At 56.2% G+C, this 24,671-nt stretch carries 23 protein-coding genes and 1 tRNA gene; 16 read left to right on the top strand and 8 right to left on the bottom strand.

Going from position 1 to position 24,671, the window contains the following annotated elements:
- The first annotated feature begins 2 nt into the window (after positions 1 to 2).
- From GVO84_RS18720 to GVO84_RS18700, 5 genes are all read left to right on the top strand, one after another.
- On the top strand, positions 3 to 800 hold the full coding sequence (locus GVO84_RS18720; protein WP_121424630.1) for a type VI secretion system accessory protein TagJ: 798 nt from the start codon (positions 3 to 5) through the stop codon (positions 798 to 800).
- Positions 787 to 1,290, top strand: coding sequence for a type VI secretion system baseplate subunit TssE (gene tssE / locus GVO84_RS18715; RefSeq protein WP_121424629.1), 504 nt, complete (start codon positions 787 to 789; stop codon positions 1,288 to 1,290). Before GVO84_RS18720 ends, tssE begins: the two co-directional genes overlap by 14 nt.
- Before the next feature lie 268 nt (positions 1,291 to 1,558).
- The gene (locus GVO84_RS18710; RefSeq protein WP_159514877.1) at positions 1,559 to 2,176 is read left to right on the top strand and encodes a helix-turn-helix domain-containing protein; all 618 of its coding nucleotides are present in this window, start codon (positions 1,559 to 1,561) and stop codon (positions 2,174 to 2,176) included.
- A 24-nt stretch (positions 2,177 to 2,200) separates the two neighbouring features.
- A complete protein-coding gene (locus GVO84_RS18705) occupies positions 2,201 to 5,104 on the top strand; it encodes an autotransporter outer membrane beta-barrel domain-containing protein (protein WP_159514876.1) in 2,904 nt (967 codons plus the stop codon).
- A 399-nt stretch (positions 5,105 to 5,503) separates the two neighbouring features.
- Positions 5,504 to 5,917 (top strand): hypothetical protein, encoded by a 414-nt coding sequence (locus GVO84_RS18700; RefSeq protein ID WP_236545884.1) that lies wholly within the window; start codon positions 5,504 to 5,506, stop codon positions 5,915 to 5,917.
- A gap of 140 nt (positions 5,918 to 6,057) precedes the next feature.
- Here GVO84_RS18700 and GVO84_RS18695 read toward each other — a convergent pair.
- Together GVO84_RS18695 and GVO84_RS18690 are read right to left on the bottom strand one after the other, a co-directional pair.
- Positions 6,058 to 6,133: transfer RNA gene (locus GVO84_RS18695), tRNA-Phe, on the bottom strand.
- Positions 6,134 to 6,228: 95 nt separating this feature from the next.
- The gene (locus tag GVO84_RS18690; RefSeq protein WP_023309150.1) at positions 6,229 to 6,945 is read right to left on the bottom strand and encodes a DUF554 domain-containing protein; all 717 of its coding nucleotides are present in this window, start codon (positions 6,943 to 6,945) and stop codon (positions 6,229 to 6,231) included.
- A 181-nt stretch (positions 6,946 to 7,126) separates the two neighbouring features.
- Here GVO84_RS18690 and GVO84_RS18685 point away from each other — a divergent pair, with 181 nt between their 5' ends.
- A complete protein-coding gene (locus tag GVO84_RS18685; protein ID WP_159514875.1) occupies positions 7,127 to 9,262 on the top strand; it encodes an ornithine decarboxylase in 2,136 nt (711 codons plus the stop codon).
- Between the two features lie 107 nt (positions 9,263 to 9,369).
- Here the strand turns inward: GVO84_RS18685 and GVO84_RS18680 are convergent, their stop codons facing one another.
- Positions 9,370 to 10,062: a response regulator gene (locus GVO84_RS18680; protein ID WP_121424625.1), complete on the bottom strand. Its 693-nt coding sequence runs from the start codon at positions 10,060 to 10,062 to the stop codon at positions 9,370 to 9,372.
- Positions 10,052 to 11,677 (bottom strand): ATP-binding protein, encoded by a 1,626-nt coding sequence (locus GVO84_RS18675; RefSeq protein WP_201283075.1) that lies wholly within the window; start codon positions 11,675 to 11,677, stop codon positions 10,052 to 10,054. Before GVO84_RS18675 ends, GVO84_RS18680 begins: the two co-directional genes overlap by 11 nt.
- 345 nt (positions 11,678 to 12,022) lie before the next feature.
- Here GVO84_RS18675 and GVO84_RS18670 point away from each other — a divergent pair, with 345 nt between their 5' ends.
- Genes GVO84_RS18670 through citG form a run of 8 tightly spaced genes read left to right on the top strand, consistent with a single transcriptional unit; the run spans position 12,023 to position 19,334 of the window.
- Complete coding sequence (locus GVO84_RS18670; protein ID WP_023333366.1) at positions 12,023 to 13,384, top strand: 2-hydroxycarboxylate transporter family protein; 1,362 nt, start codon at positions 12,023 to 12,025, stop codon at positions 13,382 to 13,384.
- Between the two features lie 17 nt (positions 13,385 to 13,401).
- Positions 13,402 to 14,265: a fumarylacetoacetate hydrolase family protein gene (locus GVO84_RS18665; protein ID WP_059312234.1), complete on the top strand. Its 864-nt coding sequence runs from the start codon at positions 13,402 to 13,404 to the stop codon at positions 14,263 to 14,265.
- A gap of 13 nt (positions 14,266 to 14,278) precedes the next feature.
- Positions 14,279 to 15,301 carry a [citrate (pro-3S)-lyase] ligase gene (citC, locus tag GVO84_RS18660; protein ID WP_159514874.1) on the top strand — a complete coding sequence of 341 codons (1,023 nt, stop codon included), beginning with the start codon at positions 14,279 to 14,281 and terminating at the stop codon, positions 15,299 to 15,301.
- A gap of 16 nt (positions 15,302 to 15,317) precedes the next feature.
- On the top strand, positions 15,318 to 15,611 hold the full coding sequence (gene citD, locus GVO84_RS18655) for a citrate lyase acyl carrier protein (protein ID WP_159514873.1): 294 nt from the start codon (positions 15,318 to 15,320) through the stop codon (positions 15,609 to 15,611).
- Positions 15,608 to 16,483, top strand: a complete 876-nt coding sequence (citE, locus tag GVO84_RS18650) for a citrate (pro-3S)-lyase subunit beta (RefSeq protein WP_032660024.1) — start codon at positions 15,608 to 15,610, stop codon at positions 16,481 to 16,483. Before citD ends, citE begins: the two co-directional genes overlap by 4 nt.
- A 10-nt stretch (positions 16,484 to 16,493) precedes the next feature.
- On the top strand, positions 16,494 to 18,011 hold the full coding sequence (gene citF, locus GVO84_RS18645) for a citrate lyase subunit alpha (RefSeq protein WP_159515667.1): 1,518 nt from the start codon (positions 16,494 to 16,496) through the stop codon (positions 18,009 to 18,011).
- A 2-nt stretch (positions 18,012 to 18,013) separates the two neighbouring features.
- The gene (gene citX / locus GVO84_RS18640; protein ID WP_159514872.1) at positions 18,014 to 18,553 is read left to right on the top strand and encodes a citrate lyase holo-[acyl-carrier protein] synthase; all 540 of its coding nucleotides are present in this window, start codon (positions 18,014 to 18,016) and stop codon (positions 18,551 to 18,553) included.
- The gene (gene citG / locus GVO84_RS18635) at positions 18,531 to 19,334 is read left to right on the top strand and encodes a triphosphoribosyl-dephospho-CoA synthase CitG (protein WP_159514871.1); all 804 of its coding nucleotides are present in this window, start codon (positions 18,531 to 18,533) and stop codon (positions 19,332 to 19,334) included. The genes citX and citG overlap by 23 nt, the downstream gene beginning before the upstream one ends.
- Positions 19,335 to 19,424: 90 nt before the next feature.
- Here the strand turns inward: citG and GVO84_RS18630 are convergent, their stop codons facing one another.
- The 4 genes from GVO84_RS18630 to mutY all read right to left on the bottom strand — a co-directional run bounded on the left by GVO84_RS18630 (position 19,425) and on the right by mutY (position 23,455).
- Positions 19,425 to 20,681 carry a nucleoside permease gene (locus GVO84_RS18630; protein WP_159514870.1) on the bottom strand — a complete coding sequence of 419 codons (1,257 nt, stop codon included), beginning with the start codon at positions 20,679 to 20,681 and terminating at the stop codon, positions 19,425 to 19,427.
- 289 nt (positions 20,682 to 20,970) lie between these two features.
- The gene (gene mltC, locus GVO84_RS18625) at positions 20,971 to 22,047 is read right to left on the bottom strand and encodes a membrane-bound lytic murein transglycosylase MltC (RefSeq protein ID WP_047646327.1); all 1,077 of its coding nucleotides are present in this window, start codon (positions 22,045 to 22,047) and stop codon (positions 20,971 to 20,973) included.
- Positions 22,048 to 22,103: 56 nt separating this feature from the next.
- A complete protein-coding gene (locus GVO84_RS18620; RefSeq protein WP_023309138.1) occupies positions 22,104 to 22,376 on the bottom strand; it encodes an oxidative damage protection protein in 273 nt (90 codons plus the stop codon).
- Positions 22,377 to 22,402: 26 nt separating this feature from the next.
- Positions 22,403 to 23,455: an A/G-specific adenine glycosylase gene (mutY, locus tag GVO84_RS18615; protein WP_201283074.1), complete on the bottom strand. Its 1,053-nt coding sequence runs from the start codon at positions 23,453 to 23,455 to the stop codon at positions 22,403 to 22,405.
- A 144-nt stretch (positions 23,456 to 23,599) separates the two neighbouring features.
- Between mutY and trmB the strand changes: the two genes are divergently transcribed.
- Both trmB and GVO84_RS18605 read left to right on the top strand, forming a co-directional pair.
- Entirely contained in the window at positions 23,600 to 24,319 is a 720-nt protein-coding gene (trmB, locus tag GVO84_RS18610) for a tRNA (guanosine(46)-N7)-methyltransferase TrmB (RefSeq protein ID WP_023333355.1), read from the top strand.
- On the top strand, positions 24,319 to 24,645 hold the full coding sequence (locus GVO84_RS18605; RefSeq protein WP_014885198.1) for a YggL family protein: 327 nt from the start codon (positions 24,319 to 24,321) through the stop codon (positions 24,643 to 24,645). Before trmB ends, GVO84_RS18605 begins: the two co-directional genes overlap by 1 nt.
- Positions 24,646 to 24,671: the final 26 nt, after the last annotated feature.

Here is a 24,671-nt window from a genome sequence, read left to right as displayed (position 1 = left end):
CTATGCAGGATATTACGACATTAACCGAAACATTAAAAACCTCTTCTCTTAATGATTTGCTGGCGCAGGTTCTTTCCCAGGTGAAGGCGTCTCCGCAGGATCTCAAAGCCCGTGAAGTGCTGTTTAAATTGTATTGCGTTGACGGCGCATGGAACAGCGCGTTACTACAACTGCAGACCTTATCGCTGCTCGACGAGGAAATGAAAAAACAGTGTGAGCTATATAAAAACCTCGTCTTTAGTGAAATGCAGCGCACGCAGGTTTTATCCGGTGAGCGTCTGGCCGCAACGTTGCAGGGCGATATGCCACTGTGGATGGAGAAACTACATGAGGCGAACGGGCAATATTGCCAGGGCAATATGAAGTTATCGGATATGACGCGATCTGAAGCATTTGAACTTGCGCCGGAAAGTCATGGCAAAAGTGATACTTTGGGCGAATTTTCCTGGATTGCAGACAGCGATGGCCGTCTTGGGCCGGTATGTGAATTTATTTGTGCCGGAGGATATCGGTGGCTGCCTTTCTCTGAAGTTCAACAGCTACGCATTTCAAAACCGAAAGATCTCCTGGACCTTCTCTGGACACAGGCATCCGTTAACGTTGCGGGGGAAGAGTATTTTGGCTTCATTCCGGCACGCTACCCGATTATGACGGATGATGAACAAGGCTATAAACTGGGGTCAAAGACAGAGTGGTCCTCGCTATCCGATCTGCTTATTCTCGGCCATGGCCGTAAGGTACTGATTACCGACAGCTGTGAACATTCGATCATGGAGGTGGGTGAGATTGTCTTCGAATAAGTCGTTAACCAGAGGAGGCCGCTATCTACCCACTCTTCTGGAGCGGTTACAGGATGACGAACCTAAAAGCCCTCACGATCGCGCCCGGCCTGTCGACGCTAAAACGATACGTCAACTGGTTCAGAAAGATATTGCTGATTTAATAAATCATACCAACATCGAGGACACGATCAATGAGCAACGCTATAAAGCAGTGACGGAATCAGTGCTTAATTATGGTATTCCGGCGTTGATTGGTAGTCCTGAAAATCGGAATAACTGGCAGGTTATCGAGCGAGCAATCCGTAAGGCTATCATTCGCTTCGAACCACGTATTATCCCCGAAACATTGCTGGTGCGATCATTGCAGGAAAGGGAGCATATGGCGAGGCATGCCGTTATTGCGTTTGAGATTCGAGGGCTGATTGACTGGCAGCCCCATCCTGTAGATTTATGTATGAATGGTCGTTACGACGTGGAGTCTGAAAAGGTCGATCTGAAGCTTCTTTAATAAATCTTAACCTATCTTAAATAAAGAAATTTAACGCACAAGTTAAGGTCTTACCTTGAACGTTTTCTTGGCGAATTATCCTAAAATAATTGATGGGTATTACCAGGAGAGAGGTTTTTGAATAGTATCAAGGTGAGCTTTTTCTTAATTTGTGGGGTTCTATAGAGAACCATTTCCGCATAGCGAATACAGTTTTCGCTGAATGTTTATCTCGCTGTTTTTGGGGGTAATTTTCCTTGTAAGGGAATGCAATACATGGGTGTGGAATATGTTGAATATACTGTTGAGAGATTCTAACTATTATCGTGGGTTAGGGGTAAAATCCTTAATTTTGAGTCAATTGGCAAACGCACGTCTAAACGAGGCGCGTGTTGCATTATCAACAGACGAAATGAGTAAGGAAGACGCTAACATCATCTTCTATGATGATTATGTAACGATTAATGTTTTGAATAAAAAGAAAATTCGTAATAGCAGCGATCGCTGGCATAAAGAAAACAGGGTACCAGAAAAGCTAACGCTGCATGTTCCCTTTTTGGCCCGTAATCAAACGCTCAACGATGTATCGATGAAGATCGGTAAAATACTGGCAATCGCTACTGCGGACTATCACGTTCATCTCAATAAAGAAGATGCCTACTGGAGCTTCGGATTAAAGAAATACGCCCAGCTTTCGGATGCGGAAAACGATGTCATGCTCTTAATTGGCAAGGGTTACAACAGCGGCGATATCTCACGAATGTTGAATCGCTCGCCAAAGACAATCAGCACCCATTATCGTAACGCCAGTCGTAAGATGGGTGCCTCAAACCAGGCTGAGTTTTATCGTTACGCCTCGTTTGTTGCCCGCTGTGGATGTAATGAAAGAAACACGCTGTGTTTATAAATGGAATAGTTATAAGGCAATACTATGGACAATTATCACACCAGTCAGGGTGAGTGGCATCGTTTACTCTGCGCGTTACCAATCTATCTCCTTGTAAGTAATTATGCTTCCGCCGCAAACAGTAACACTATTGTCGTAGATGGAGGAAAACTCCATTTCGATAATTTGACGCTTGTAAATGACACAAGCGGTGCCTTTATTATCCAGGCAAAAAACGGCGCGGAATTTAACGGCAGCCAGCTGTTTCTTACCAGTAGCGGGGCGCGCGGCGGCGGTGCGTGGATTGATAGTAGCGTTTTCACTGGCGACAATCTGGAAATTAACGTCAGCGGTAACGCTGGCAGCGGCATTTATCTTGCGAATAATAGCTCAGCCGTGCTTTCCGATATTACCATCGCTGCTCAGAATAACGCTAAGGGGCTGGTGCTGGACGGTACCTGGTCCACCACGCAGGGCTCCGCGATGGCGGAGGTCAGCGATAGCACCATCGCCACCGAAAGTGCTGACGCCATCAGCATCATGGCGGGTGAGGTAACGCTGACCAATACGGTTGCCACAACAACCGGCGATAGCAGTTATGCAGTGAATGCCAACCAGGCGGCAAAAATAACTATTGAAGGGGGCCGCTACGCGACCCAGGGTAAATATAGCGATGCAGTGTGGGTCACCGCCACTGACTCCTCCGTCAATATAAACAATGCCACCCTTTCTACCGCAGGCGATCGTGCCATCGCGCTGAACGCGCAGCGCGGCACGGCAACGATTACTCACAGTACCCTCGAAACCGCGGGACTCAATTCTTATGCGCTATATAGCGGAAATCAGCAGCTCACGGGCGATAGGCTAACCATAACCACCCACGGCACCGGCGGGGCTGGCCTGTTCGCCGCAACCGGCGGGAAGGGCACGTTGACCAACAGCGATATCGCCACACACGGCGAACTCGCGCCGGGGCTATTGGTCTATCCCGGCTCGGTTATTACCGCCGATAATGTGCGCGTTACCACCACGGGCAAACAAGGCTTTGGGCTATGGAGTCGTGCAGGGGCGTTGGATATCAGCAACAGCACGATCGTGACGTCTGGCGACGCGGCAAGCGGGCTGTATGTGAATGGTTACTCCACCACGCTCAGCAATCGCGTATCGCTGAAAAATGTGACGTTGCAAAGCGCGCAGGCGCAGGCAATCGATGTCGATACCACGATGCTGGCGCTAACGGTAAATGACTCTACGCTCAGCGGCGGCAACGGCCAACTGATGAACGTTAGTCATTATGAGTATGCGGGTGATCCCGCCAACAACCTCTACAGCACTGTGACCTTAACGGCCGCCAACAGCCAGTTAAATGGCGATATTACCTCCACTGACGTCGCTAACAGCGTGGCGATTGATCTAACGTCGTCTTCGATGCTGAATGGCGCAGTCACTAATGCGACGTCGCTGGCGCTGGATAGTACCAGCCGCTGGGATATGACTGGCAGTTCGGCTGTCGGCCAGTTGACCAATAATGGCACCATCACCTTTTCCGCGCCCAACGCGGCGGACACCCTGAGGGTGACCGGCGATTATACCGGTAATGGCGGGATGCTGATGTTTAACAGCGTGCTGGGAGATGACAGCTCGCCGAGCAATAAAATGATCGTCGGCGGCGACGTGCTGGCGGGCACGACGTACGTCGCTATCAATAACCTCGGCGGACATGGTGCGCAAACGGTTGAAGGTATTGAAATTGTCGATGTCGGCGGAACCTCTTACGGCAGTTTTGTGCAATCGGGCCGTATTGTGGCGGGCGCTTATGACTACTCCCTGATGCAAAAGGGAGAAAACTGGTATCTGACCAGCCAGGCGACGCCGGTTGTGCCGGATCCAACGCCGGAGCCACTGCCAGAACCCGATCCTGGCACGAGACCTGAGCCGATGCCGGATCTGCAAAGAAAAGCGCCGGTGGTTCGTCCCGAAGCGGGCAGTTATACCGCGAACATCGGCGCGGCCAATACCCTGTTTACGATGAGCCTGCACGACCGACTGGGGGAACCTGGGTTTGTGGATGCCTTATCGGCACAGCCTGAAGTGACCAGCCTGTGGCTGCGTCAGGTTGGCGGCCACAACGGCTGGCATGACGGTAGCGGCCAGCTGACAACCCAGAGTAATCGCTATGTGGCTCAGATGGGCGGAGACGTGGCGCGCTGGAGTCGTGATGGTGTCGATCGCTGGCATCTCGGCTTTATGGCGGGCTACGGCAACAACCACAGCTCGACGCGTAGCCTGGCGAGCGGCTACCGCGCCAGCGGTTCCGTGGAGGGATACAGCATAGGTGGATACGCAACCTGGTATGCCGATGCCCCGGCGTCGCAGGGTGCCTGGCTGGATAGCTGGTTACTGTACAACTGGTTTACTAACAGCGTTCAGGGCAAAGGATTAGCGAGTGAATCGTATAAATCTCGGGGATTCACCGCGTCGCTGGAGGCGGGATACACGCAGAAACTCGCTGAGTTCATGGGGAGCAAGGGGACGCTGAATGAATGGTTTATCCAGCCTCAGGCGCAGGCGATATGGATGGGAGTAAAAGCCGATGATTTCCATGAGGCAAACGGCACCCGCATTCAAAGCGAAGGCGAGGGGAATATCCGCACCAGGCTGGGTATTCGCACCTTCCTCAAAGGCCACCATGCCATGGATAACGGTAAGGAGCGCGTGTTCCAGCCTTACGTTGAACTTAACTGGATCCATAACACCCGTGATTTTGGTACACAGATGGATGATGTGAGCGTCTACCAGGCGGGTGCGAGAAATCTGGGCGAAATCAAAACGGGCATCGAAGGGCAGATTAACCCACGGCTAAACACCTGGGGAAATATCGGCGTACAGATGGGGGATAAAGGTTATCACGACGCTGCGGCCATGCTCGGCCTCAAATACAACTTTTAACGCTGGCTAAGCCCCTGTCCCGGCAAGCGATGCTGCGGGCAGTGGGTGACCAGACGGCCTTCTTTGCGCCAGTGTTGCAGCAGATCTGAGGAACAGGATTTATCGGTACCGTTGTAGCGGACAAGGTGCCCTGACAGGCAGGCGCTAAGCAGGATTATTTCTTTGACGGGCAGGGGAGATACCTTTGATAAGGTGCGTGGTAACGCGCTTATCTCGATACCGGCGGATATAAGGTGGCAGAAAATGAGCGGGTGGCGGATGGATTTTGGGGGAGAGGAAACGCGTATTATAATGAAAAACGAATAGTATCTTCTGCTCTTCAACCCCGTTTATGAACTGCCAGAGGCTAAGCCATGTGTTTTATCCTGAGCGGGTGATACCAGAAGGAGACTCCTGGAAGTGATTGAAAAATTTAAAAGGACGTTAGAAATGAATAAATATCTGTCTGGTCTGTGTATTGTTTCTTTTTTTTATTTTTCTTCAATAGGTTACGCGCACTCTGCGGGTCCAAATAAAGTTCAGGTTAGTATCGAACCCAGCAACTTTAATAGAGGATATATCCCGGTAATTTCTGGCCTCGATGAAATCGAGGCTTCTGATTTCAGGGAGTCGGATCTACAGGATAGCCTGAGGCAGATGAAGTCCGACAACCGCAAAGTCGATGAGCTAACTCAGAAGGTTTTACAGCTTGAGAGAAAGAATTCTGAGCAGGAGAGTAAGATCGAGCGATTGCAAAGAAGCCTTGATGACATGAAGCGGAGCAACGACAACCTTTCAAATCAGGTCAGCAATTTATCCGGCAAAATAAAGTGATAAAAAAGAGCCACCGCCTGTATTAACTTACCGGGCTATTAGCGTAAGCGTGCCTGCATTAAAGCCACGCTTATCAGCGCCCAGAAATCGGCCGTAGCCATATAGCAAAAACCCAGCCATAGGCTGGGTTTTCTAAATAGTGGTGCCCGGACTCGGAATCGAACCAAGGACACGGGGATTTTCAATCCCCTGCTCTACCGACTGAGCTATCCGGGCAACGGGGCGCATTAAACCCGATCTGCCCCCTGCCGTCAACGAAAAATGTTGTTTTCGTTACAGACTGCGCAATCTCTCACCATTTCGCCGCATCCTTAAGCGAAAAAGTGCGTCCAGAGCGCGGAGAGCGGCATGGCGAGCAGCAGTGCGGGCAGCATGTTCACCACGGCAAACATCTTAATCCCACAGATGCGCAGCCCGGTAGCCAGCAGCAGCAGGCCGCCGACGGCGGTAAAGTCTGCCATCATCGCCGGCGTGGTGAGCGGGAGAATCAACGTGGCGCAGGTGGCGAGAGCCAGCTGAATAAGCAGCATCGGCACGGAAATCGCGGCAACGGCAACGCCGAGCGTGGTGGCAAAAATAGTGGCCGTAAAGAAATCAAGAAACGCCTTCGCAATCAATATGCTCGGGTCGCCCGTCATCCCCTCCTGCATCGAACCAAAAATCCCGGTGCCGCTGGCGCAAAACAGAATGATGATGGCGACGTAGTTCTGAATAAACGACTCGTGCGTGCCGTGTTTCGCCTTGCCGCCCGGTCGGGCAATCAGGTTTTTGGCTTTACTCACCGCGCTGTTAATGCCTTTTTCCAGATAGCAGAACTCGCCAATCAGCGCGCCGAGCAGGGTGGCCAGCACCATCACCGGCAGGTTGGCGCATTTGATGACTAAAAGAATACCGATCCCTAACGATGCCAGGCCGAATATCGAGGGCATGGAGGTGCGAATACGCTCCGGCAACCGCTGGCTCAGCACGGCGCCGAGTACGCCGCCCAGCAATACGGCGCCTGCGTTAATAAATGGCCCGATAACCAAAGTTAACTCCTGTTATTTAATCATTGATATTGCATTATTATGGCACGCCAGGGCTGCGCGGGCCTTAGCTTTGGGTGGTTTCGTGCATACTGATTCCTTCTTGCACCTCAAAATAAAAGGTGACATTATTGCGCGAATTTTCTCCTCCCTGTCTCACCGCTCGGTGAGGGTAACTGCGCCTATGAAAACCATGAAAATTGCCGTCAGCCGCGAGCTGGCCTCCACCGTGTCTACGCACCGCGAAAAGGTGACGCTGGACAGCACTGATTTTACCGATGTGGCGGCCGTGGTCATCACAACAGCTGAAAGTCGCAGCGGCATTCTTGCACTGCTGAAACGCACGGGCTTTCAGCTACCGGTGTTTATTTTCTCGCAGGAGCCAACGGACGTACCCGATGGCGCCACCGCGGTTATCTCGGGTAAAGCTCAGGAGTTTCTGGAACTGGAGAGTGCTGCCAGCCGCTACGAAGAGAACCTGCTGCCGCCCTTTTTTGACACCCTGAGCCAGTATGTGGAGATGGGCAACAGCACTTTCGCCTGTCCGGGCCACCAGCACGGGGCGTTTTTCAAAAAACACCCGGCAGGGCGACAGTTCTATGATTTCTTCGGCGAGAACGTGTTTCGCGCCGACATGTGCAATGCCGACGTGAAGCTGGGCGATCTGCTGATCCACGAAGGGTCCGCCAAGCACGCGCAAAAGTTCGCAGCAAAAGTGTTCAATGCGGATAAAACCTACTTCGTGCTGAACGGCACGTCGGCCGCCAACAAGGTGGTGACCAACGCGCTGCTGACCCGCGGCGACCTGGTGCTGTTCGACCGCAATAACCATAAATCTAACCACCACGGGGCGCTGATCCAGGCGGGCGCCACGCCGGTTTATCTTGAGGCCGCGCGTAACCCGTTTGGCTTTATTGGCGGGATTGACGACCACTGCTTTGACGATGGGTATCTGCGGGAGCTGATCCGCGAGACGGCGCCGGAGAAGGCCGACGAGGCGCGTCCGTTCCGCCTGGCGATCATTCAGCTTGGCACCTACGACGGGACGATCTACAACGCCCGTCAGGTGATCGACAAGATCGGCCACCTCTGCGACTACATCCTCTTTGACTCCGCCTGGGTGGGCTACGAGCAGTTTATTCCGATGATGGCGGAAACGTCCCCGCTGTTGCTGGAGCTGAACGAGAACGATCCTGGGATTTTCGTGACCCAGTCGGTGCACAAACAGCAGGCCGGGTTCTCGCAAACGTCGCAGATCCATAAAAAGGATAACCACATCCGCGGTCAGGCGCGTTTCTGCCCGCACAAGCGGCTGAACAACGCGTTTATGCTGCACGCCTCCACCAGCCCGTTTTATCCGCTGTTCGCGGCGCTAGACGTGAACGCCAAGATCCACGAAGGTGAGAGCGGACGCAGGCTGTGGGCGGAGTGCGTCGAGCTGGGCATTGAGGCGCGCAAGGCGATCATTGCCAACTGTCATATGATCAAACCGTTTATCCCACCGGTGGTGGCGGGGCGGCCGTGGCAGGATCATCCGACGCACGCCATCGCCAGCGAGCTGCGCTTCTTCAGCTTTGAGCCGGGGGCTAAATGGCACGGGTTTGAGGGCTATGCCCGCGAGCAGTACTTTGTCGACCCGTGCAAGCTCCTGCTGACTACGCCGGGTATCGATGCCGAAACCGGGGAGTACACGGATTTCGGGATCCCGGCGACGATTCTGGCGCACTACCTGCGCGAAAACGGCATCGTGCCGGAGAAATGCGACCTCAATTCGATCCTGTTCCTGCTGACGCCTGCCGAAAGCAGCGAGAAGCTGGCGCAGCTGGTGGCGATGCTGGGCCAGTTTGAACAGCATATTGAAGACGACACGCCGCTGGCGGACGTGCTGCCGACGATCTTCCAGAAATACCCGGTGCGCTACCGGGGTTACACCCTTCGCCAGCTGTGCCAGGAGATGCACGATCTCTACGTCAGCTTTGACGTCAAGGATCTGCAGAAGGCGATGTTCCGCAAGGAGAGCCTGCCTGAGGTGGTAATGAACCCGCAGGATGCAAACCGGGCCTATATTCGCGGAGAGGTGGAGCTGGTTCGCATACGGGATGCCGCAGGGCGCATTGCTGCTGAAGGGGCGCTGCCCTATCCGCCGGGCGTGCTGTGCGTGGTGCCGGGTGAAGTCTGGGGTGGGGCGGTACAGCGTTACTTCCTGGCGCTGGAGGAGGGCGTCAACCTGCTGCCGGGCTTCTCGCCGGAGCTGCAGGGGGTTTACAGCGAGAAGGATGCCGACGGGATTAAGCGGCTGTATGGGTATGTATTGAAGTAGAACCCCTCACCCTAACCCTCTCCCCAAAGGGGAGAGGGGATTGCACGGGGCCGTCTTTTCACCCTCGACCCTTTGGGGAGAGGGCCGGGGTGAGGGGTAGGGTTTCATCAAACCGCACTACGCTTGTACATCCTCCTCGGATGCCCAATCTTGCCGTACAGCATCTCCACCGTCAGAAAACCCGTCTCTACGCAGTGTTCCAGATAGCGCCGGGTGGTGGTTTTGCTTAATCCCGTTTCGCTCACCACCTCATCAACGGTAAAGCAGTGCGTTGCCTTGTCGTTGAACAGCGTCTGCACCCGCGCCAGCGTATTTTCCTCAATGCCTTTGCTGCCGTTGTCCAGGCGGTAATTTTTCGCCTGTAGCTGATAGAGCGAATCCACGTTCTGCTGGTCGACAATCTTCCAGACCCGTTGCTGTTCGGCAAACTGCACAAACCGCTCCAGCGACTGGCTGAGCCGCTTCCAGGAGACGGGTTTGAGGATGTAGTCGAACGCGCCGTTGCGAATCGCCTGGCTGCAGGTGTCCATATCGCTGGCGGCAGTAATAAAAATCACCGAGCAGTTGGCGCGTGCCAGCATGGGGTTATTGATAAGCGAGATACCTTTGCCGTCCGGCAGATAGTTATCCAGCAGCATCAGCTGCGGCTGTTTGCTTTCAAGCGCTGCCTGGGCCGCAGCCAGCGACGAGGCAATGCCCACGAGCCTCAGACGCGGATGTTTGCTTATCAGCTCCGCGTGCAGCTGTGCCAGTTCGTTCTCGTCTTCAACAATCAGTACGTCAATAAGTTCATGTTGCATAGTCGGTGTCTTCCAGTTGCCGGGCGGTTCCCGTAGCCGGGATAAACAAGGAGAAAATGGCGCCGCGCGGGGTATTATCGGCAACTTCTATCGCGCCGCCAGCCTGTGTGACATAGCTTTCGATCAGATACAGGCCAATCCCATGATCGCCGCGCGTTTTGGTGGTGATGCCGCGTTCAAAGATCCGGTCACGGATCGCCGGTGCAATGCCAACGCCCTGGTCGGCCACTTCAATAATCAGCTCCTGTTCGCTGAGTTTTATCAGTACTTCTACCGGCGCATGAGGAAGCGGCGATCGCTGCGTCGCTTCGATGGCGTTATCCAGCAGGTTGCCAATAATTGAAATCAGCTCTTGCTCCCCAAGGGGCTGGAACGGTCTGTCCAGCCGACAGGCCGGGTCGAAACTGAGTTCGACGCCTTTCTCCCGCGCGCGGGCAGCTTTCCCGAGCAGCAGGCCGCACAGGGTCGGGGAGCAGAAGCGCGAAGAAATAAAGTCCAGCAACTCCTGAGCATGCTCCGACTGCGCCTGAATGTAGCCAATGGCTTCCTCATAGCGGCCCATATGCAGCAGGCCGGAGAGGGTCGTCATCCTGTTTAACTGCTCATGACGCATAATGCGCAGGTTATCGACATAGCGTTTTACCTGGCTGAGCTGGGCGCTCAGCGAGTCGATCTCGTTGCGATCGCGGAAGGTGATCACCCAGCCCTGCAGCGACCCCTCAAGCATGATGTGCACCCGGCTGGCAATTACCGTGAGATCGTTAAAACGGCAAATCTCGTCATGGGTATCTTTCGCCAGCATCGTCTGCGTGTCGAAGAACGGGACCGGATCGAGCACCTGGCTTATCAGCTGTCCGCGCAGCTCGCGGGCCAGCTGGCTCAGACCCAGCAGCTTGCGCGCCGCCTGGTTGATGACTTCAATCCGCCGCCGATCGTCAATGGCAATCACCCCTTCATAAATCGACTCCATCATCGCCTTCTGCTGGCGCACCAGCAGGCCGATCTCTCGCGGCTCAAGGGAGAAGATCTGCTTCTTGATGCTGCGGGTAAAGAACCAGGAGAAGATAAAGAGAGCGATCAGCAGCAGCACGGCGGCAATCAGAATATTGACCACCTTACTGACGGTAATGGTATCAAGGTAGCTGGTGAGATAGCCTACCGAAACAATACCGACCACCTGTCCGGCAGCGTTAAAAATGGGGGCTTTACTGCGCAGCGAAATGCCCAGCCCGCCTTTGCGGATGGTGGTGGTGCTTTTACCCTGCAATACGGCTTCATTGTCTCCGCCCACCAGGGTAGTGCCCACTCTGTCGGCAAAGACGGAGTGAAAAAGATGCTGCCCTTTATTATCACCAATCACAATAAAACTGGCGTCGCTGTGCGCAGAAATCTTCTGCATAAAATCATGGATGGCGGAGATATTCTTTTGTTCAACTTCATTACGCAATGTCGGAATAAGCGCAATCTCTTCAGCCTGTATTTTGGCTCGCGTACTCATTTCCTGATAAAGCTGTTTACCGACATCGGCATAATAATATCCGCCCAGCAGCGCAAAAAGTACTGAGAAAAAGGCAACCAGCGAAATAAACAACTTGATCTGGAAAGAGACTTTCATAACTATCACGCGAGGTAGCAGCAAAGATCGTCAATATATCATCTTTTTTCGCGCGGACGCCCGCTTTGCCGAAAACTTGTGATCCCTTGCACAGCGGGCGCTGTAAAAGAGTTCTCCTGAAGGCTAACGTGCTTCGGGCTGCGCGAAAAAATGTTATTTGTTTGTTCAATTCGGAAAAGAAACCATAAAAACCACGGCAATAAGTAAGGTATAAATCACATTAAATAAAAGAAACCATTAAAACCATAGCTGCCATTAAAACTTCGCTTTTAATATGCCATCCCTCACATAAAGTAAGCCTTTGTGACTCTAAGCTGAACGCACAAAATAACCAAGGGGCTTATTATGAGCACAACTGACGATTCTTTCTCTGTTACCCACGACCCGATTGAAATTCAGCGACCTTCGCTCAAAGAGCGCTGGTGGCATATTATGGATACCTGGAAAATTGGGATTATTCCTCTGCCGCTGTTCGTTCTGGCGGGCGCGCTGATTGCGATTGATTGCCTGGGCGGAAAACTGCCGAGCGATATCGTGGTGATGGTGGCCACGCTGGCCTTCTTCGGCTTTGCCTGCGGCGAGTTTGGCAAACGCCTGCCGATTGTCGGCAAGCTCGGCGCGGCGGCGATTTGCGCCACCTTTATCCCTTCCGCGCTGGTCTACTATGGCCTGCTGCCGGACGTGGTGGTCGAGTCCACCACCAAGTTCTACAAATCCACCAATATTCTCTATCTCTATATCTGCTGCATTATCGTTGGCAGCATCATGAGCATGAACCGCACGGTGCTGATTCAGGGCTTCCTGCGCATCTTCTTCCCGATGCTGTGTGGCGAAATCGTCGGCATGCTGGTGGGGATGGGCGTCGGCCTGGCGCTGGGCCTTGAGCCGTTCCAGATCTTCTTCTTTATCATTCTGCCGATTATGGCGGGCGGCGTCGGGGAAGGGGCAATCCCGCTTTCCATCGGCTATGCCACCCTGCTGCACATGGACCAGGGCGTGGCGCTTGGCCGCGTGCTGCCGATGGTCATGCTCGGCGGTCTGACGGCAATCATTATCTCCGGCTGCCTGAACCAGCTCGGTAAACGTTACCCGCATCTGACCGGTGAAGGCCAGCTGATGCCTAACCGCGCGAATGCCGATGCTACCGTCTCTCAGCCTGCATTTTCCGGCAAAGCGGACGTCACCACTATCGCCTCCGGCGCGCTGCTGGCGGTGCTGCTCTACATGCTGGGCATGCTCGGCCACAAGCTGATTGGCCTGCCTGCTCCGGTCGGCATGCTGTTTATGGCGGTGCTGGTGAAGCTCTGCAACGGCGCCTCTCCGCGCCTGCTGGAAGGCTCGCAGGTGGTGTACAAATTCTTCCAGACCTCCGTGACCTACCCAATCCTCTTCGCCGTCGGTGTGGCCATCACCCCGTGGCATGAACTGGTGGCGGCGTTCACCGTCAGCAACCTGCTGGTGATTGTCAGCACCGTTTCCGCACTGGTAGCCACCGGCTTCTTTGTCGGCAAAAAGATTGGTATGCACCCGATTGATGTCGCCATCGTCTCCTGCTGCCAGAGCGGCCAGGGCGGTACCGGCGACGTGGCGATCCTGACCGCAGGCAACCGCATGAGCCTGATGCCGTTCGCCCAGATTGCTACCCGTATCGGCGGGGCGATTAACGTCTCTATCTCACTGCTGATTCTGGGCAACTTCCTCGTTTAAGTTTTCAGGAAAGAACAATGAAACTCGCAAGCTTTTTATACCAGGGAAAACGCAGCTACGGCATCGTCCAGGCCGACGGCGTGATTGATTTAGGCCGCCGTCTCGGCGACCGCTACAGCGACCTCAAGGCGCTGCTGCAGGGCAACGGGCTGGCGCAGGCCACCCGTTACCTGAACGACGCCGTGGACGTGCCGCTGAGCGCCATCACCTTCTTACCGGTGATTGTGCAGCCGGAAAAAATCCTCTGCGTCGGCATGAACTACGCCGACAAGCGCAAGGAGTTTGACCAGCATAACCCGGCCCCGACGCTGTTTGTCCGCTTCCCGGATTCACAGACCGGCCACAACGAGCCGGTGCTGAAGCCGCGCCACTCCAGCGAATTCGACTACGAAGGCGAGCTGGCGGTGATCATCGGCAAAGGCGGGGAGAACATCAGCCGCGACGACGCCCTGCGCCACGTGGCGGGCTACAGCTGCTACATGGATGGCTCCGCCCGCGACTGGCAGCACACCTGGTTTACCGCCGGTAAAAACTGGCGTCAGACCGGCGCGTTCGGCCCGTGGATGGCGACGGCGGACGAGATCCCGGACCCGCACCAGCTGGCGATCCGCACCTGGCTGAACGGCCGCATGGTGCAGGAAGACAACACCAGCAGCATGATCCACAAGGTTGCGGAGCTGATCGAGTACATCAGCACCTTTACCCGCTTAAGCCCGGGCGACGTGATCATCACCGGCTCGCCTGGCGGGGTGGGTAAAAAGCGTAACCCGCCGCTGTTTATGAAAGAGGGCGATCGCATTGAGGTGGAGATCGAGCATATCGGTCATCTGAGCAACGTGATCGTGGAAGCGCCAGCCGTCGGGCTTGCGGCAGCACATTAAGTAAGGCGGCAGCATGCACTCGCAACCCATTGATTTTCGCCACACGCTGGTGGCGAAGCACCCGGAACGCTTAAGCCAGATCCGTTACCTGCTGGCAGACAGCGGCCTTGGCCTGGACAACGACATCACGCTGTTTGTCGAAGCCTGGTCCGGCCCGCAGCTGGTGGGTTGCGCAGGGCTTGCTGCCAACGTCATCAAATGCGTGGCGGTCAATGAACAGCTTCGCGGCGAGAACCTCAGCGCGCGGCTGCTGGCAGAGGTGGAAAATGCGGCGCTGGAGCGCGGCCATTTTCACCTCTTCCTCTGCACCCGCCCGTGCAACCGGGAGCGCTTTGCCCGCAGCGGCTTCTGGCCGATTGCCCAGAGCGGAAACAACGCGGTGCTGATGGAGAACACCCCGCAGGGGATCGAGCGCTACTGCCGTTCGCTCTCGGCGAAGCGCAGGTGCGGGGAAAACATTGGCGCGATAGTGATGAACGCCAATCCCTTCACCCTCGGGCACCGCCATCTGGTGGAGCAGGCGGCGATGCAGTGCGACGCCCTGCATCTGTTCGTGGTGCGAGAGGACGCGTCGTTCTTCCCGTTTAGCGCCCGCCTTGAGATGGTGCGCGCGGGCGTGGCGCACCTGCCGAACGTGGTAGTGCATGAAGGCTCGCAGTACATCATCTCCCGCGCCACCTTCCCGGCCTACTTCCTGAAGGAGACCGGCAAAGTGCAGCAGGCGTGGAGCGAAATCGACGTGCTGATCTTCCGGGACTTTATTGCCCCGGCGCTGGGCATCACGCACCGCTTCATCGGCTCGGAGCCGTTCTGCGATATCACCCGCCAGTACAACCAGACGCTGCACGACCTGCTGGCCTCGCATATTGAGGTGGTGGAAATGCCGCGCATCAAGGCCACCGGCAACGCTATTTCAGCGTCCGAGGTGCGCCGCTTACTGAAGACACAGCAGTTTTCCCGGATCCGGGAGATTGTCCCGGACTCCACCTTCGCGCATCTCGAAACGCATTACCGTGCGAGTGCGGAAGTCGCTTAACTACCAGGAATTTATCATGAAAATTGTAAGGGAGGCGCTGGCCGGAACGCAGGAGTCCAGCGACCTGATGGTGAAAATCGCTCCCGCTCACGGCGAGCTGGAGATAGTCATCCACAGTGAAGTGATTAAGCAGTTTGGCGAGCAGATTCGCCAGGTGGTCAACGACACGTTGCGCGCCATGAACGTGCGCCAGGGATTAATCATTATTGAAGACAAAGGGGCGCTGGACTGTGTTATCCGCGCCCGCCTGCAAAGCGCGCTGATGCGTGCCGCCGATGAACAGGGCATCAACTGGGGGGCGCTGAAATGAGCAAACTCCGCCGCAGCATGCTGTTCCTGCCGGGCGCCAACGCCGCCATGCTCTCAACCGCCTTTATCTACCGTCCCGACTCCATCATGTTTGACCTTGAGGACGCCGTCGCCCTGCGTGAGAAGGACACCGCACGCATGTTGGTGTTCCACGCGCTTCAGCACCCGATGTATCAGGATATCGAAACCGTGGTGCGTATTAACCCGCTCAGCACGCCGTTTGGCCTGCTGGATCTGGAAGCCGCCGTGCGGGCTGGCGTGGACGTGATCCGCCTGCCGAAAACCGACACGCCGGACGATATCTACGAGCTGGAAGGCCACCTTGAGCGTATCGAGCGCGAGTGCGGCCGGGAGGTCGGTTCCACCCGCGTGATGGCGGCGATTGAGTCGGCCATTGGCGTCATCAACGCCGTGGCGATTGCCCGCAGCTCCCCGCGCCTCATCGGCATCGCGCTGGCCGCCTTTGACTACGTGATGGACATGCAGACCGAGCGCGGCGACGGCACCGAACTGTTCTACGCCCGCTGCGCCGTGCTGCACGCCGCCCGCGCGGCGGGCATCGACGCCTTCGACGTGGTGTGGTCAGACGTTAACGACGAGGCCGGGTTCCTGCGCGAGGTCGATCTGATCCGCAAGATGGGCTTCAACGGCAAATCGCTGATTAACCCGCGCCAGATTGACCTGCTGCACAACGCCTACGCCCCGACTCAGGAAGAGGTGGATCACGCCAAAAGGGTGATTGAGGCGGCAGAAGAGGGCGAGCGTAACGGCCTGGGCGTGGTGTCGCTCAACGGCAAAATGGTGGATGCACCGATTATTAACCACGCGCAGGTGGTGCTGGAGCGCGCGGCGGCCTCCGGCGTGCGTCGGTAAGGATGAGATGATGAATCAGACAGAACTTCTTCACGTGAATTTTCCCCATCTGCGGGACTTAAAACCCTTCGATACCGCCCACAGCACCACGCCGTGGCTGGCGGACAGCGACGCGAAGCACAGCCGCAAGCTCTGTGCCTCTGTTGAAGAGGCGGTTAAGCGCTGCGGCCTGCAGGACGGGATGACCATCTCCTTCCACCATGCGTTTCGCGAAGGCGACAGGGTGATTAACACCGTCGTGGCGCTGCTGGCGCGGATGGGTTTTAAAAACCTGACGCTGGCCTCCAGCTCGCTGATGACCTGCAACGACGCGCTGATCGAGCATATTGAAAGCGGCGTCATCACCCGGATTTACACCTCGGGCATGCGCGGCAGGCTGGCGGATGCCATCTCCCACGGGCTGATGGACGAGCCGGTGCAAATTCACTCCCACGGCGGGCGCGTGAAGCTGCTCCAGGACGGCGAGCTGAATATCGACGTGGCGTTTCTCGGCGTGCCGTGCAGCGATGAGTTTGGCAACGCCAACGGAACGCACGGTAAATCGTGCTGCGGGTCCCTGGGCTACGCGATGGTGGACGCGCACTTTGCCCGCAAGGTGGTGCTGCTGACCGAAGCCCTGGTGCCGTTCCCCAACATGCCCGCCAGCCTGGTGCAGGACCAGGTGGACTACATCGTGCAGGTTGAAAGCGTAGGCGACCCGGCGAAAATCAGCGTCGGCGCGGCGCGCGTCACCAGCAACCCGCGCGAGCTGATGATTGCCCGCTATGCGGCGGACGTCATTGAACACTCGGGCTACTTCAAACCGGGCTTCTCGATGCAGACCGGCTCCGGCGCGGCGGCGACCGCCTGTACGCGCTTTATGGAAGAGAAGATGGAGCGCAGCGGCGTGAAGGCGCGCTTTGCGCTCGGCGGCATCACCGGCAGTCTGGTGGATCTGCACGAGAAGGGGCTGATCGAAAAGCTGCTCGACACCCAGTGCTTTGACGGCCAGGCAGCGGCCTCGCTGGCGCGCAACCCGAACCACGTGGAGATCTCCACCAACGTCTACGCCAGCCCCGGCAGCAAGGCGGCAAGCTGCGACCAGCTCGACGTGGTGATCCTCAGCGCGCTGGAAATCGACGTCGATTTCAACGTCAACGTTATTACCGGCTCCGATGGGGTGATGCGCGGGGCGTCCGGCGGACACTGCGACGTGGCCGCCGCGGCGAACCTGACCATTGTGGTCGCGCCGCTGCTGCGCAGCCGTATTCCGACGGTCGTGAAGCGGGTTACCACGCGCCTCACGCCGGGCGAAAGCATCGACGTGCTGGTCACCGACCACGGCATTGCGGTCAATCCGGCGCGCCCGGAGATCCGCGAGCGGCTGCTGGAAGCCGGGCTCAACGTTGTGGATATCAGCGCGCTTTACGAGCGGGCGATTTCCCTGACGGGCGTACCTAAACCGATTGAATTTACCGACAAAATCGTCGGGGTGATCCGCTACCGCGACGGCAGCGTGATCGACACCGTGCGACAGGTAAAGGAGTAGTTATGACAACAGCGACACCCGTGCGGGCGGGTGTCAGCCTGGACGAACTGCTGGCGGCGAAAGATCGCCGCGCGGCGCGCCAGGCTGACATGCTTGAGCACTATCAACAGCCGGTGATCTCCCTCACGCTGGTCACGCCAGGGGAAATTAAAGACAGCCTGCGCTATCGCAATACCATGGGCGTGGCGCTGCAAATGTGCGACCAGCTGCTGTGGGAAAACCGCTGGCAGGTGCTGGACCGCCAGGTGCTGTGGCTCCCCACCGGGCCAGAAGCCCTGTGGTGCGTGGCCCATCCGGCGGCGGAAATCAAAGCGCACTGTGCGGATCTGGAGCAGACGCACCCGCTCGGCAGGCTGTGGGATCTGGACGTGATCTGCCCTCAGCACGGCCACGTCGGGCGTCAGTCGCTGGGGGCGAATCTCAGACGCTGCCTGATCTGCGACGAGCCCGCTCACGCCTGTTCCCGTTCGCGCAATCACCCCGTTGAGAAGGTGGTTTCCCGCGTGGAGAAGATGATTGATGACTGGTTTGCTCGCGACTAAACCGCGCCCGGCTGACGTGCCCGCGCTTGCCGAAGCGGCGCTATGGCAGGAGCTGGAGCTGACGCCCAAGCCGGGGCTGGTGGACAAGCTCAATAACGGTTCCCATCGCGATATGGACCACGCGCTGTTCGTCCGCAGCATTGCGGCGATTACGCCGTGGTTTTCGCGTTTTGCCGAGCTGGGTAGTGCGCATGCGGATAAACCCGCTGACGCACTGCTGCGGATTATCCGCCCGATGGGGATGGCCTGCGAGCAGGCGATGTACGCCGCGACGAACGGAGTGAACACCCACAAGGGCGGGATTTTTGCCCTGGGTTTACTGTGCTTCGCCGCCGGACGTGTGAAAAATATCTCCGCTGACAGCCTCTGCTGTGAGGTGAGTAACATCTGCAGCGGGCTGGTGTCGCGTGAGCTGGCCGCGCGGAGCGGGCAAGCGACGGCGGGCGAGCGGCAGTTTCAGCAGTACGGCTTAACCGGCGCGCGCGGTGAGGCGGAAAGCGGCTTTGCGACGGCGCGTAGGGCGCTGGCACAGTGGAACGGACACTCTCTTCACGGCCTGCTGCTGCGCCTGATGGCGGTTAATCAGGACAGCAATCTCGTGTCGCGCGGCGGCATTGAAGGGCTGCGCTACGTTCAGGGCTATGCGCGGGAACTGCTGGCTAACGGCTGGGATCGCGAGGCGTTACTTAAGATGGATAAGGCATTGATTGAACGCAATCTGAGCCCGGGCGGCAGTGCGGATTTGCTGTCGGTGGGGTGGGTGCTGTCTGCAATAAAATAGCCGGGTGGCGCTAACGCTCACCCGGCCTACTCTCCGTGCTTTTGTAGGCCCGGTAAGGCGAAGCCGCCACCGGGCAAAAGACATCAAGGATTAATGCGCAATCGGCTGCGCACCGTGCGGCTCGCGCACGTGCTTGTACTTGAACAGCGCGATGAACGCGAAGAACAGCACCAGCGAGTACGCCGCGAAGATCAGCCACACGGGCTGCCAGTTGGTGATGCCGTTGGTGGTGTACATCTCTACCACTTTACCGCTCACTACGCCGCCCAGAATACAGCCGAAGCCGTTGGTCATCATCAGGAACATACCCTGTGCGCTGGCGCGGATTTCAGGCTTCACCTCTTTTTCCACAAACACCGAACCGGAGATGTTGAAGAAGTCGAAGGCGCAGCCGTAAACGATCATCGACAGAACCAGCAGCACGGTGCCGAACGCGCTCGGGTCACCGTAGGCGAACAGGCCGAAGCGCAACATCCATGCCGCGATACTGATCAGCATGACGTTTTTGATGCCGTAGCGGCTCAGGAAGAACGGGATGGTCAGGATGAACAGCGTTTCAGAGATCTGAGAGATGGACATCATCACCGACGCGTGCTCGACGATAAAGCTTCCGGCAAACAGCGGGTTGTTATCGAAGCTGTGCAGGAAGGTGTTGCCGAACATGTTGGTGATCTGCAGTTCAGCGCCCAGCAGCATGGAGAAGATAAAGAAGATCGCCATGCGCCTGTTTTTAAACAGCGCGAACGCGTCCAGGCCGAGCATGGCGCTCCAGCTCTGGTTTTTCTGCTGGTTAGACACCGGAATGTGCGGCAGCGTCAGGGTGAACAGCGCCAGCACCACGGAGAGCGCCGCACCGATATAGAGCTGCATATGGCTCAGTTCAAAGCCCGCGAAGCTCACGCCCCACATCGCCATGATAAAGCCGATGGTGCCCCAGATACGGATTGGCGGGAAGTCGGTCACGATGTCCATGCCCGCAGACTTGATGCGGTGGTAGGAGATGGTGTTGATCAGGCCAAGCGTTGGCATATAGGCCAGCGAGTTAAGCAGGATCACCATGAACATCGCCCCCGGCGTGGTCACCTGGGCTGCCATAAACAGCGTCCCCGCACCCACCAGATGGCAAAGCATGTACAGCCACTTCGCACTTAACCATTTATCCGCCACGATACCGAGCAGCGTTGGCATGAAGACAGCCGCAATACCGAGCGAGCTGTATACGGCACCGATTGACGCACCGTCGAACTTGAGCGTCACAAACATATAGGAGCCGAGTGTAGTCAGCCAGCTACCCCACAGGCAGAACTGCAGAAACGACAAGATTTTAAGCTGCAGCTTAAGGTTCATGTTACTTTCCTCACAAGTGAGCGGGAGATATGTTGTTTTGGGAACATTCAGGGTTGTTATTTGATGCAATTCTATCAGTTGGCAACGATATGTTTTGTTACCTCCCGCAAAAAAATGCAATCCACATTAATTTGCAGTTTGGATTGTGATGCAAATAACATTTTCGTATGGGTGGGGGATGGAGCGATGCGGTTTGTTCCCCTCACCCTGCCCTCTCCCCAAAGGGGAGAGGGTGTTCAAGTTCCCTCTCCCCTTTGGGGAGAGGGTTAGGGTGAGGGGTGTTGGTTTTCTAGCGGCGACGATAGTTCTTCTGCGCCGTATTCACCTTATACAGATAGCGGCGTGATTCCGCAGACGGGTGGCGGGTGGTGAGGGTTGAGTAGACATCCCCCGGCGCCATGCTGTTGATGATGTTCGCGGCCTGCACCTTGTCATTTGAGAAGACGCGCAGCACGCTGCCCGCACCGCCGTTATAGGCGGTGATCACCGCATAGCGGCGCGACGTTGGGTTATCAATGCCGCCCAGGTAGACATTGTTCAGCATCGCCAGGTAGGCCGTGCCGGTATCAATGTTGCTCTGCGGATCGAACAGATAGCTGCGGCTCGGCGTGCCGGATTTCCCCTGCGCGCGGAAGACGTCTTTACCGGCGCTGTGCTGCACAACCTGCATCAGCCCCAGGGCGTCGGAACGGCTCACCGCGTATGGGTTAAACGAGGATTCGGTCTGCATAATCGCCAGGATCAGCGACTCATCCACGCCGTACTTGCGCGAGGCCTGACGCACCATCCCAATGTACTTATGTGCACGCTTGTCGAGGTGGTTCGGGACGAGGTTGATGGTGACGCTGTAGATAATCTTCAGACCGTTAGAGCGGCTTTTCAGGCGCGTCTGCAGCAGGTAGTCGGCAAATTTCGTGGCGCGACCTTCCCAGCGGATCGGTTGACCGGTCTGATCGACAACCTGGCCGTACAGGAACGGCTCTTTCGAGATCGTGATATCGTCGGCATCGGAGTAGAGATCGATAGATCCCGGATCGTCACCCATCAGCAGGGTTTTGATAATCGCCTGACGGAGTCGTGCCGCAGGGTCGGTGCCTGCGATGGTCTCAACCGTGATCGTACCCTCATCAAAGTTGATGTGGCTACGAGTCTGATAGGCATCGGTGTACTTAACGTAGTCCTTAGGTCCGGCAATAAGAACTTCGTTAAATCCCCATATATTCTCGATGTTGTGGGCAAACTGCCCCATCAAAATGTCAAAACCGTTGGTGTCCTTGATCCAGGCTTCGTTGTAATCTTCGCCTTTTTTTGACGAACACGAGACAAGCAACGGCGCAACAAGGGCTAGCGCTAAAAGTTTTTTCATCATTCCGGGAGTGCGTGTTGTGTTTGCTTTAACGGCGGGGTTTCCCCCGCGCGCTGTTATTTTTCCGGTGGCGTATAGCCTTCGATGTGCACGTCTTTGCCTTCGAACAGGAAGCTCACCATCTCCTGCTCCAGCAGCTTGCGGTGTTCCGGGTTCATCATGCTGAGTTTTTTCTCGTTGATCAGCATGGTCTGCTTTTTCTGCCACTGTCCCCAGGCTTCTTTGGAGATTTCATTGTAGATGCGTTTACCCAGATCGCCCGGATAAAGCTGGAAATCCTGGCCTTCAGCGTCACGCTGCAGGAAAGTACAAAAAATCGTTCTGGCCATACTCATTCCTCTTTTTCTTGTCGATGCTAAACCATTGCACCGGCACGTAATTGTTGTAACAGGCGCTCCACGGGAGCCGCCAGTCCGACTGATGGCGGTTGCGCTAAGTTATACCAGAGAGCGGTGCCTTCATCCATGCACGAGGCAAATGACGACACGGGAAGCCACATGGGTACAATATCCAGGTGGAAATGGCTGAAGGTATGGCGAAACGCGGTCAGCTGCGTCAGGTTATCGGCAGCAATCCCGCGCTTTTTAAGCCATTCACGCAGCAAGTCTTCATCTTCAAACTGTGGGAAGCAGTATAGACCACCCCACAGGCCGCTCGGCGGACGCTGGGCCAGGAAGACCTCGTCGCCGTGCTGCATCAGCAGCATATAGCCGGTGCGCTCCGGCAGCGTCTGTTTGGGTTTCTTACCCGGATATTGCGCCCATGAATGGTTGGCATACGCCACGCAGAGATTATTCACCGGGCAGAGTTCGCATTTTGGTTTTGAGCGCGTGCAGACCATCGCGCCGAGATCCATCATCGCCTGGTTGAAACGCTCGACGCCGTTGGCCGGGGTGACTGCTTCACTTATTTCCCACAGACGTTTTTCAACGTCCTTCTTCCCCGGCCAGCCGTCGACGGCATAGCAGCGTGCCAGCACGCGCTTCACGTTGCCGTCGAGGATCGGGAAATGCTTGCCTAAAGACAGGGAGAGAATAGCGCCTGCAGTTGAACGTCCGACGCCGGGGAGATCGGCCACCTCGTCGAAGGTTTCCGGGAATGTCCCGTTGTGGCGCGTGGCAACCTGCTGTGCGGCCTTGTGAAGGTTACGCGCGCGGGCGTAATAGCCCAGGCCGGTCCACAGGTGCAGCACTTCGTCTAATGGCGCATTCGCCAGATCGGTCACCGTCGGGAAGCGCGCCATAAAACGCTCGAAGTATGGGATCACCGTGGCGACCTGCGTTTGTTGCAACATCACCTCGGAGAGCCATACTTTGTAAGGCGTTTTTTCAATTTGCCAGGGCAGGGTTTTACGCCCGTATTTGTCGTACCAGTCCAGCACCTGGGCTGAAAATTGAGAGGCTTGCATGGTCATCGATTCGCATAATCAGGGACGCAGATTGCAGCACAGCGTCAATCTGCTGTAAACCGGATCTTTCCCATGCTTGCATAGAAGCCTTAACTTTGGATAATGCCCGTTTCCCGAACATTCTCACAAGCAGACAACTCTTTTATGAAAAACGACGTCATTTCACCGGAATTTGATGAAAACGGTCGCCCGCTGCGCCGTATTCGCAGCTTTGTCCGCCGTCAGGGCCGCCTGACAAAAGGGCAGCAACATGCGCTGGACAACTACTGGCCGGTGATGGGCGTTGAGTTCAGTGAGCAGCCTCTGGACTTTACTGAGCTGTTTGGCCGCGAAGCCCCCGTCACGCTGGAGATCGGTTTTGGTATGGGCACCTCGCTGGTGACCATGGCGAAAGCCCGTCCGGAGCAGAACTTCCTCGGTATCGAAGTTCACTCCCCGGGCGTGGGGGCATGCCTGGCAACGGCCCATGAAGAGGGCGTTGAGAACCTGCGCGTAATGTGTCACGACGCGGTGGAAGTGCTGCATAAAATGATTCCTGACAATTCTTTAACCATGGTTCAGCTCTTTTTCCCTGACCCGTGGCACAAAGCACGTCATAATAAACGCCGTATCGTTCAGGCACCGTTTGCCGAGCTGGTGAAAAGTAAGCTGAAGCTGGGCGGTGTCTTCCATATGGCGACCGACTGGGAACCGTATGCGGAACATATGCTGGAAGTGATGTCGTCGCTGGATGGGTATAAAAACCAGTCTGCGAGCAACGACTATGTACCGCGTCCGGAATCGCGTCCGGTAACGAAATTTGAACAGCGTGGCCATCGTCTTGGTCACGGTGTATGGGACTTAATGTTCGAGAGGGTGAAATAATGGCAAAGAATCGTAGCCGTCGTCTGCGTAAAAAGATGCACATCGAAGAATTCCAGGAAGTGGGCTTCTCCGTTGCGTGGCGTTTCCCGGAAGGCACCAGTGTAGAACAGATCGATCAGGACGTTGACGCGTTCATCAATGACGTGATTGAGCCAAACAAGCTGGCCTTCGACGGTAGCGGCTACCTGGCGTGGGAAGGTCTGATCTGCACCCAGGAAGTGGGTAAATGCACCGAAGAACATCAGGCGCTGGTACGTAAATGGCTTGAGGACCACAAGCTGGAAGATGTCCGCGTCAGCGAACTTTTCGACGTTTGGTGGGACTAATAAAGCAGTAAGGGGCCAGCATTAGC

The sequence above is a fragment of the Enterobacter sp. SM3 genome (assembly GCF_009811935.2).
GTDB classification, from domain to species: domain Bacteria; phylum Pseudomonadota; class Gammaproteobacteria; order Enterobacterales; family Enterobacteriaceae; genus Enterobacter; species Enterobacter asburiae_D.
The sequence above is the reverse complement of the archived record's forward strand: the minus strand, read 5'-3'. Positions and strand labels throughout refer to the sequence as shown.

Excerpts from the sequence above, each read along its gene's own strand:
- citC (WP_159514874.1), top strand. The coding sequence starts at position 14,279 with ATGCACTCGCAACCCATTGATTTTCGCCACACGCTGGTGGCGAAGCAC.
- GVO84_RS18675 (WP_201283075.1), bottom strand. The coding sequence starts at position 11,677 with ATGAAAGTCTCTTTCCAGATCAAGTTGTTTATTTCGCTGGTTGCCTTT.
- mltC (WP_047646327.1), bottom strand. The coding sequence starts at position 22,047 with ATGAAAAAACTTTTAGCGCTAGCCCTTGTTGCGCCGTTGCTTGTCTCG.
- citX (WP_159514872.1), top strand. The coding sequence starts at position 18,014 with ATGACAACAGCGACACCCGTGCGGGCGGGTGTCAGCCTGGACGAACTG.
- GVO84_RS18720 (WP_121424630.1), top strand. The coding sequence starts at position 3 with ATGCAGGATATTACGACATTAACCGAAACATTAAAAACCTCTTCTCTT.
- GVO84_RS18605 (WP_014885198.1), top strand. The coding sequence starts at position 24,319 with ATGGCAAAGAATCGTAGCCGTCGTCTGCGTAAAAAGATGCACATCGAA.
- citF (WP_159515667.1), top strand. The coding sequence starts at position 16,494 with ATGAATCAGACAGAACTTCTTCACGTGAATTTTCCCCATCTGCGGGAC.
- GVO84_RS18630 (WP_159514870.1), bottom strand. The coding sequence starts at position 20,681 with ATGAACCTTAAGCTGCAGCTTAAAATCTTGTCGTTTCTGCAGTTCTGC.
- GVO84_RS18620 (WP_023309138.1), bottom strand. The coding sequence starts at position 22,376 with ATGGCCAGAACGATTTTTTGTACTTTCCTGCAGCGTGACGCTGAAGGC.
- GVO84_RS18685 (WP_159514875.1), top strand. The coding sequence starts at position 7,127 with ATGAAAACCATGAAAATTGCCGTCAGCCGCGAGCTGGCCTCCACCGTG.
- mutY (WP_201283074.1), bottom strand. The coding sequence starts at position 23,455 with ATGCAAGCCTCTCAATTTTCAGCCCAGGTGCTGGACTGGTACGACAAA.
- GVO84_RS18665 (WP_059312234.1), top strand. The coding sequence starts at position 13,402 with ATGAAACTCGCAAGCTTTTTATACCAGGGAAAACGCAGCTACGGCATC.
- GVO84_RS18710 (WP_159514877.1), top strand. The coding sequence starts at position 1,559 with ATGTTGAATATACTGTTGAGAGATTCTAACTATTATCGTGGGTTAGGG.
- GVO84_RS18670 (WP_023333366.1), top strand. The coding sequence starts at position 12,023 with ATGAGCACAACTGACGATTCTTTCTCTGTTACCCACGACCCGATTGAA.
- citE (WP_032660024.1), top strand. The coding sequence starts at position 15,608 with ATGAGCAAACTCCGCCGCAGCATGCTGTTCCTGCCGGGCGCCAACGCC.
- GVO84_RS18705 (WP_159514876.1), top strand. The coding sequence starts at position 2,201 with ATGGACAATTATCACACCAGTCAGGGTGAGTGGCATCGTTTACTCTGC.
- citG (WP_159514871.1), top strand. The coding sequence starts at position 18,531 with ATGACTGGTTTGCTCGCGACTAAACCGCGCCCGGCTGACGTGCCCGCG.
- citD (WP_159514873.1), top strand. The coding sequence starts at position 15,318 with ATGAAAATTGTAAGGGAGGCGCTGGCCGGAACGCAGGAGTCCAGCGAC.
- trmB (WP_023333355.1), top strand. The coding sequence starts at position 23,600 with ATGAAAAACGACGTCATTTCACCGGAATTTGATGAAAACGGTCGCCCG.
- GVO84_RS18680 (WP_121424625.1), bottom strand. The coding sequence starts at position 10,062 with ATGCAACATGAACTTATTGACGTACTGATTGTTGAAGACGAGAACGAA.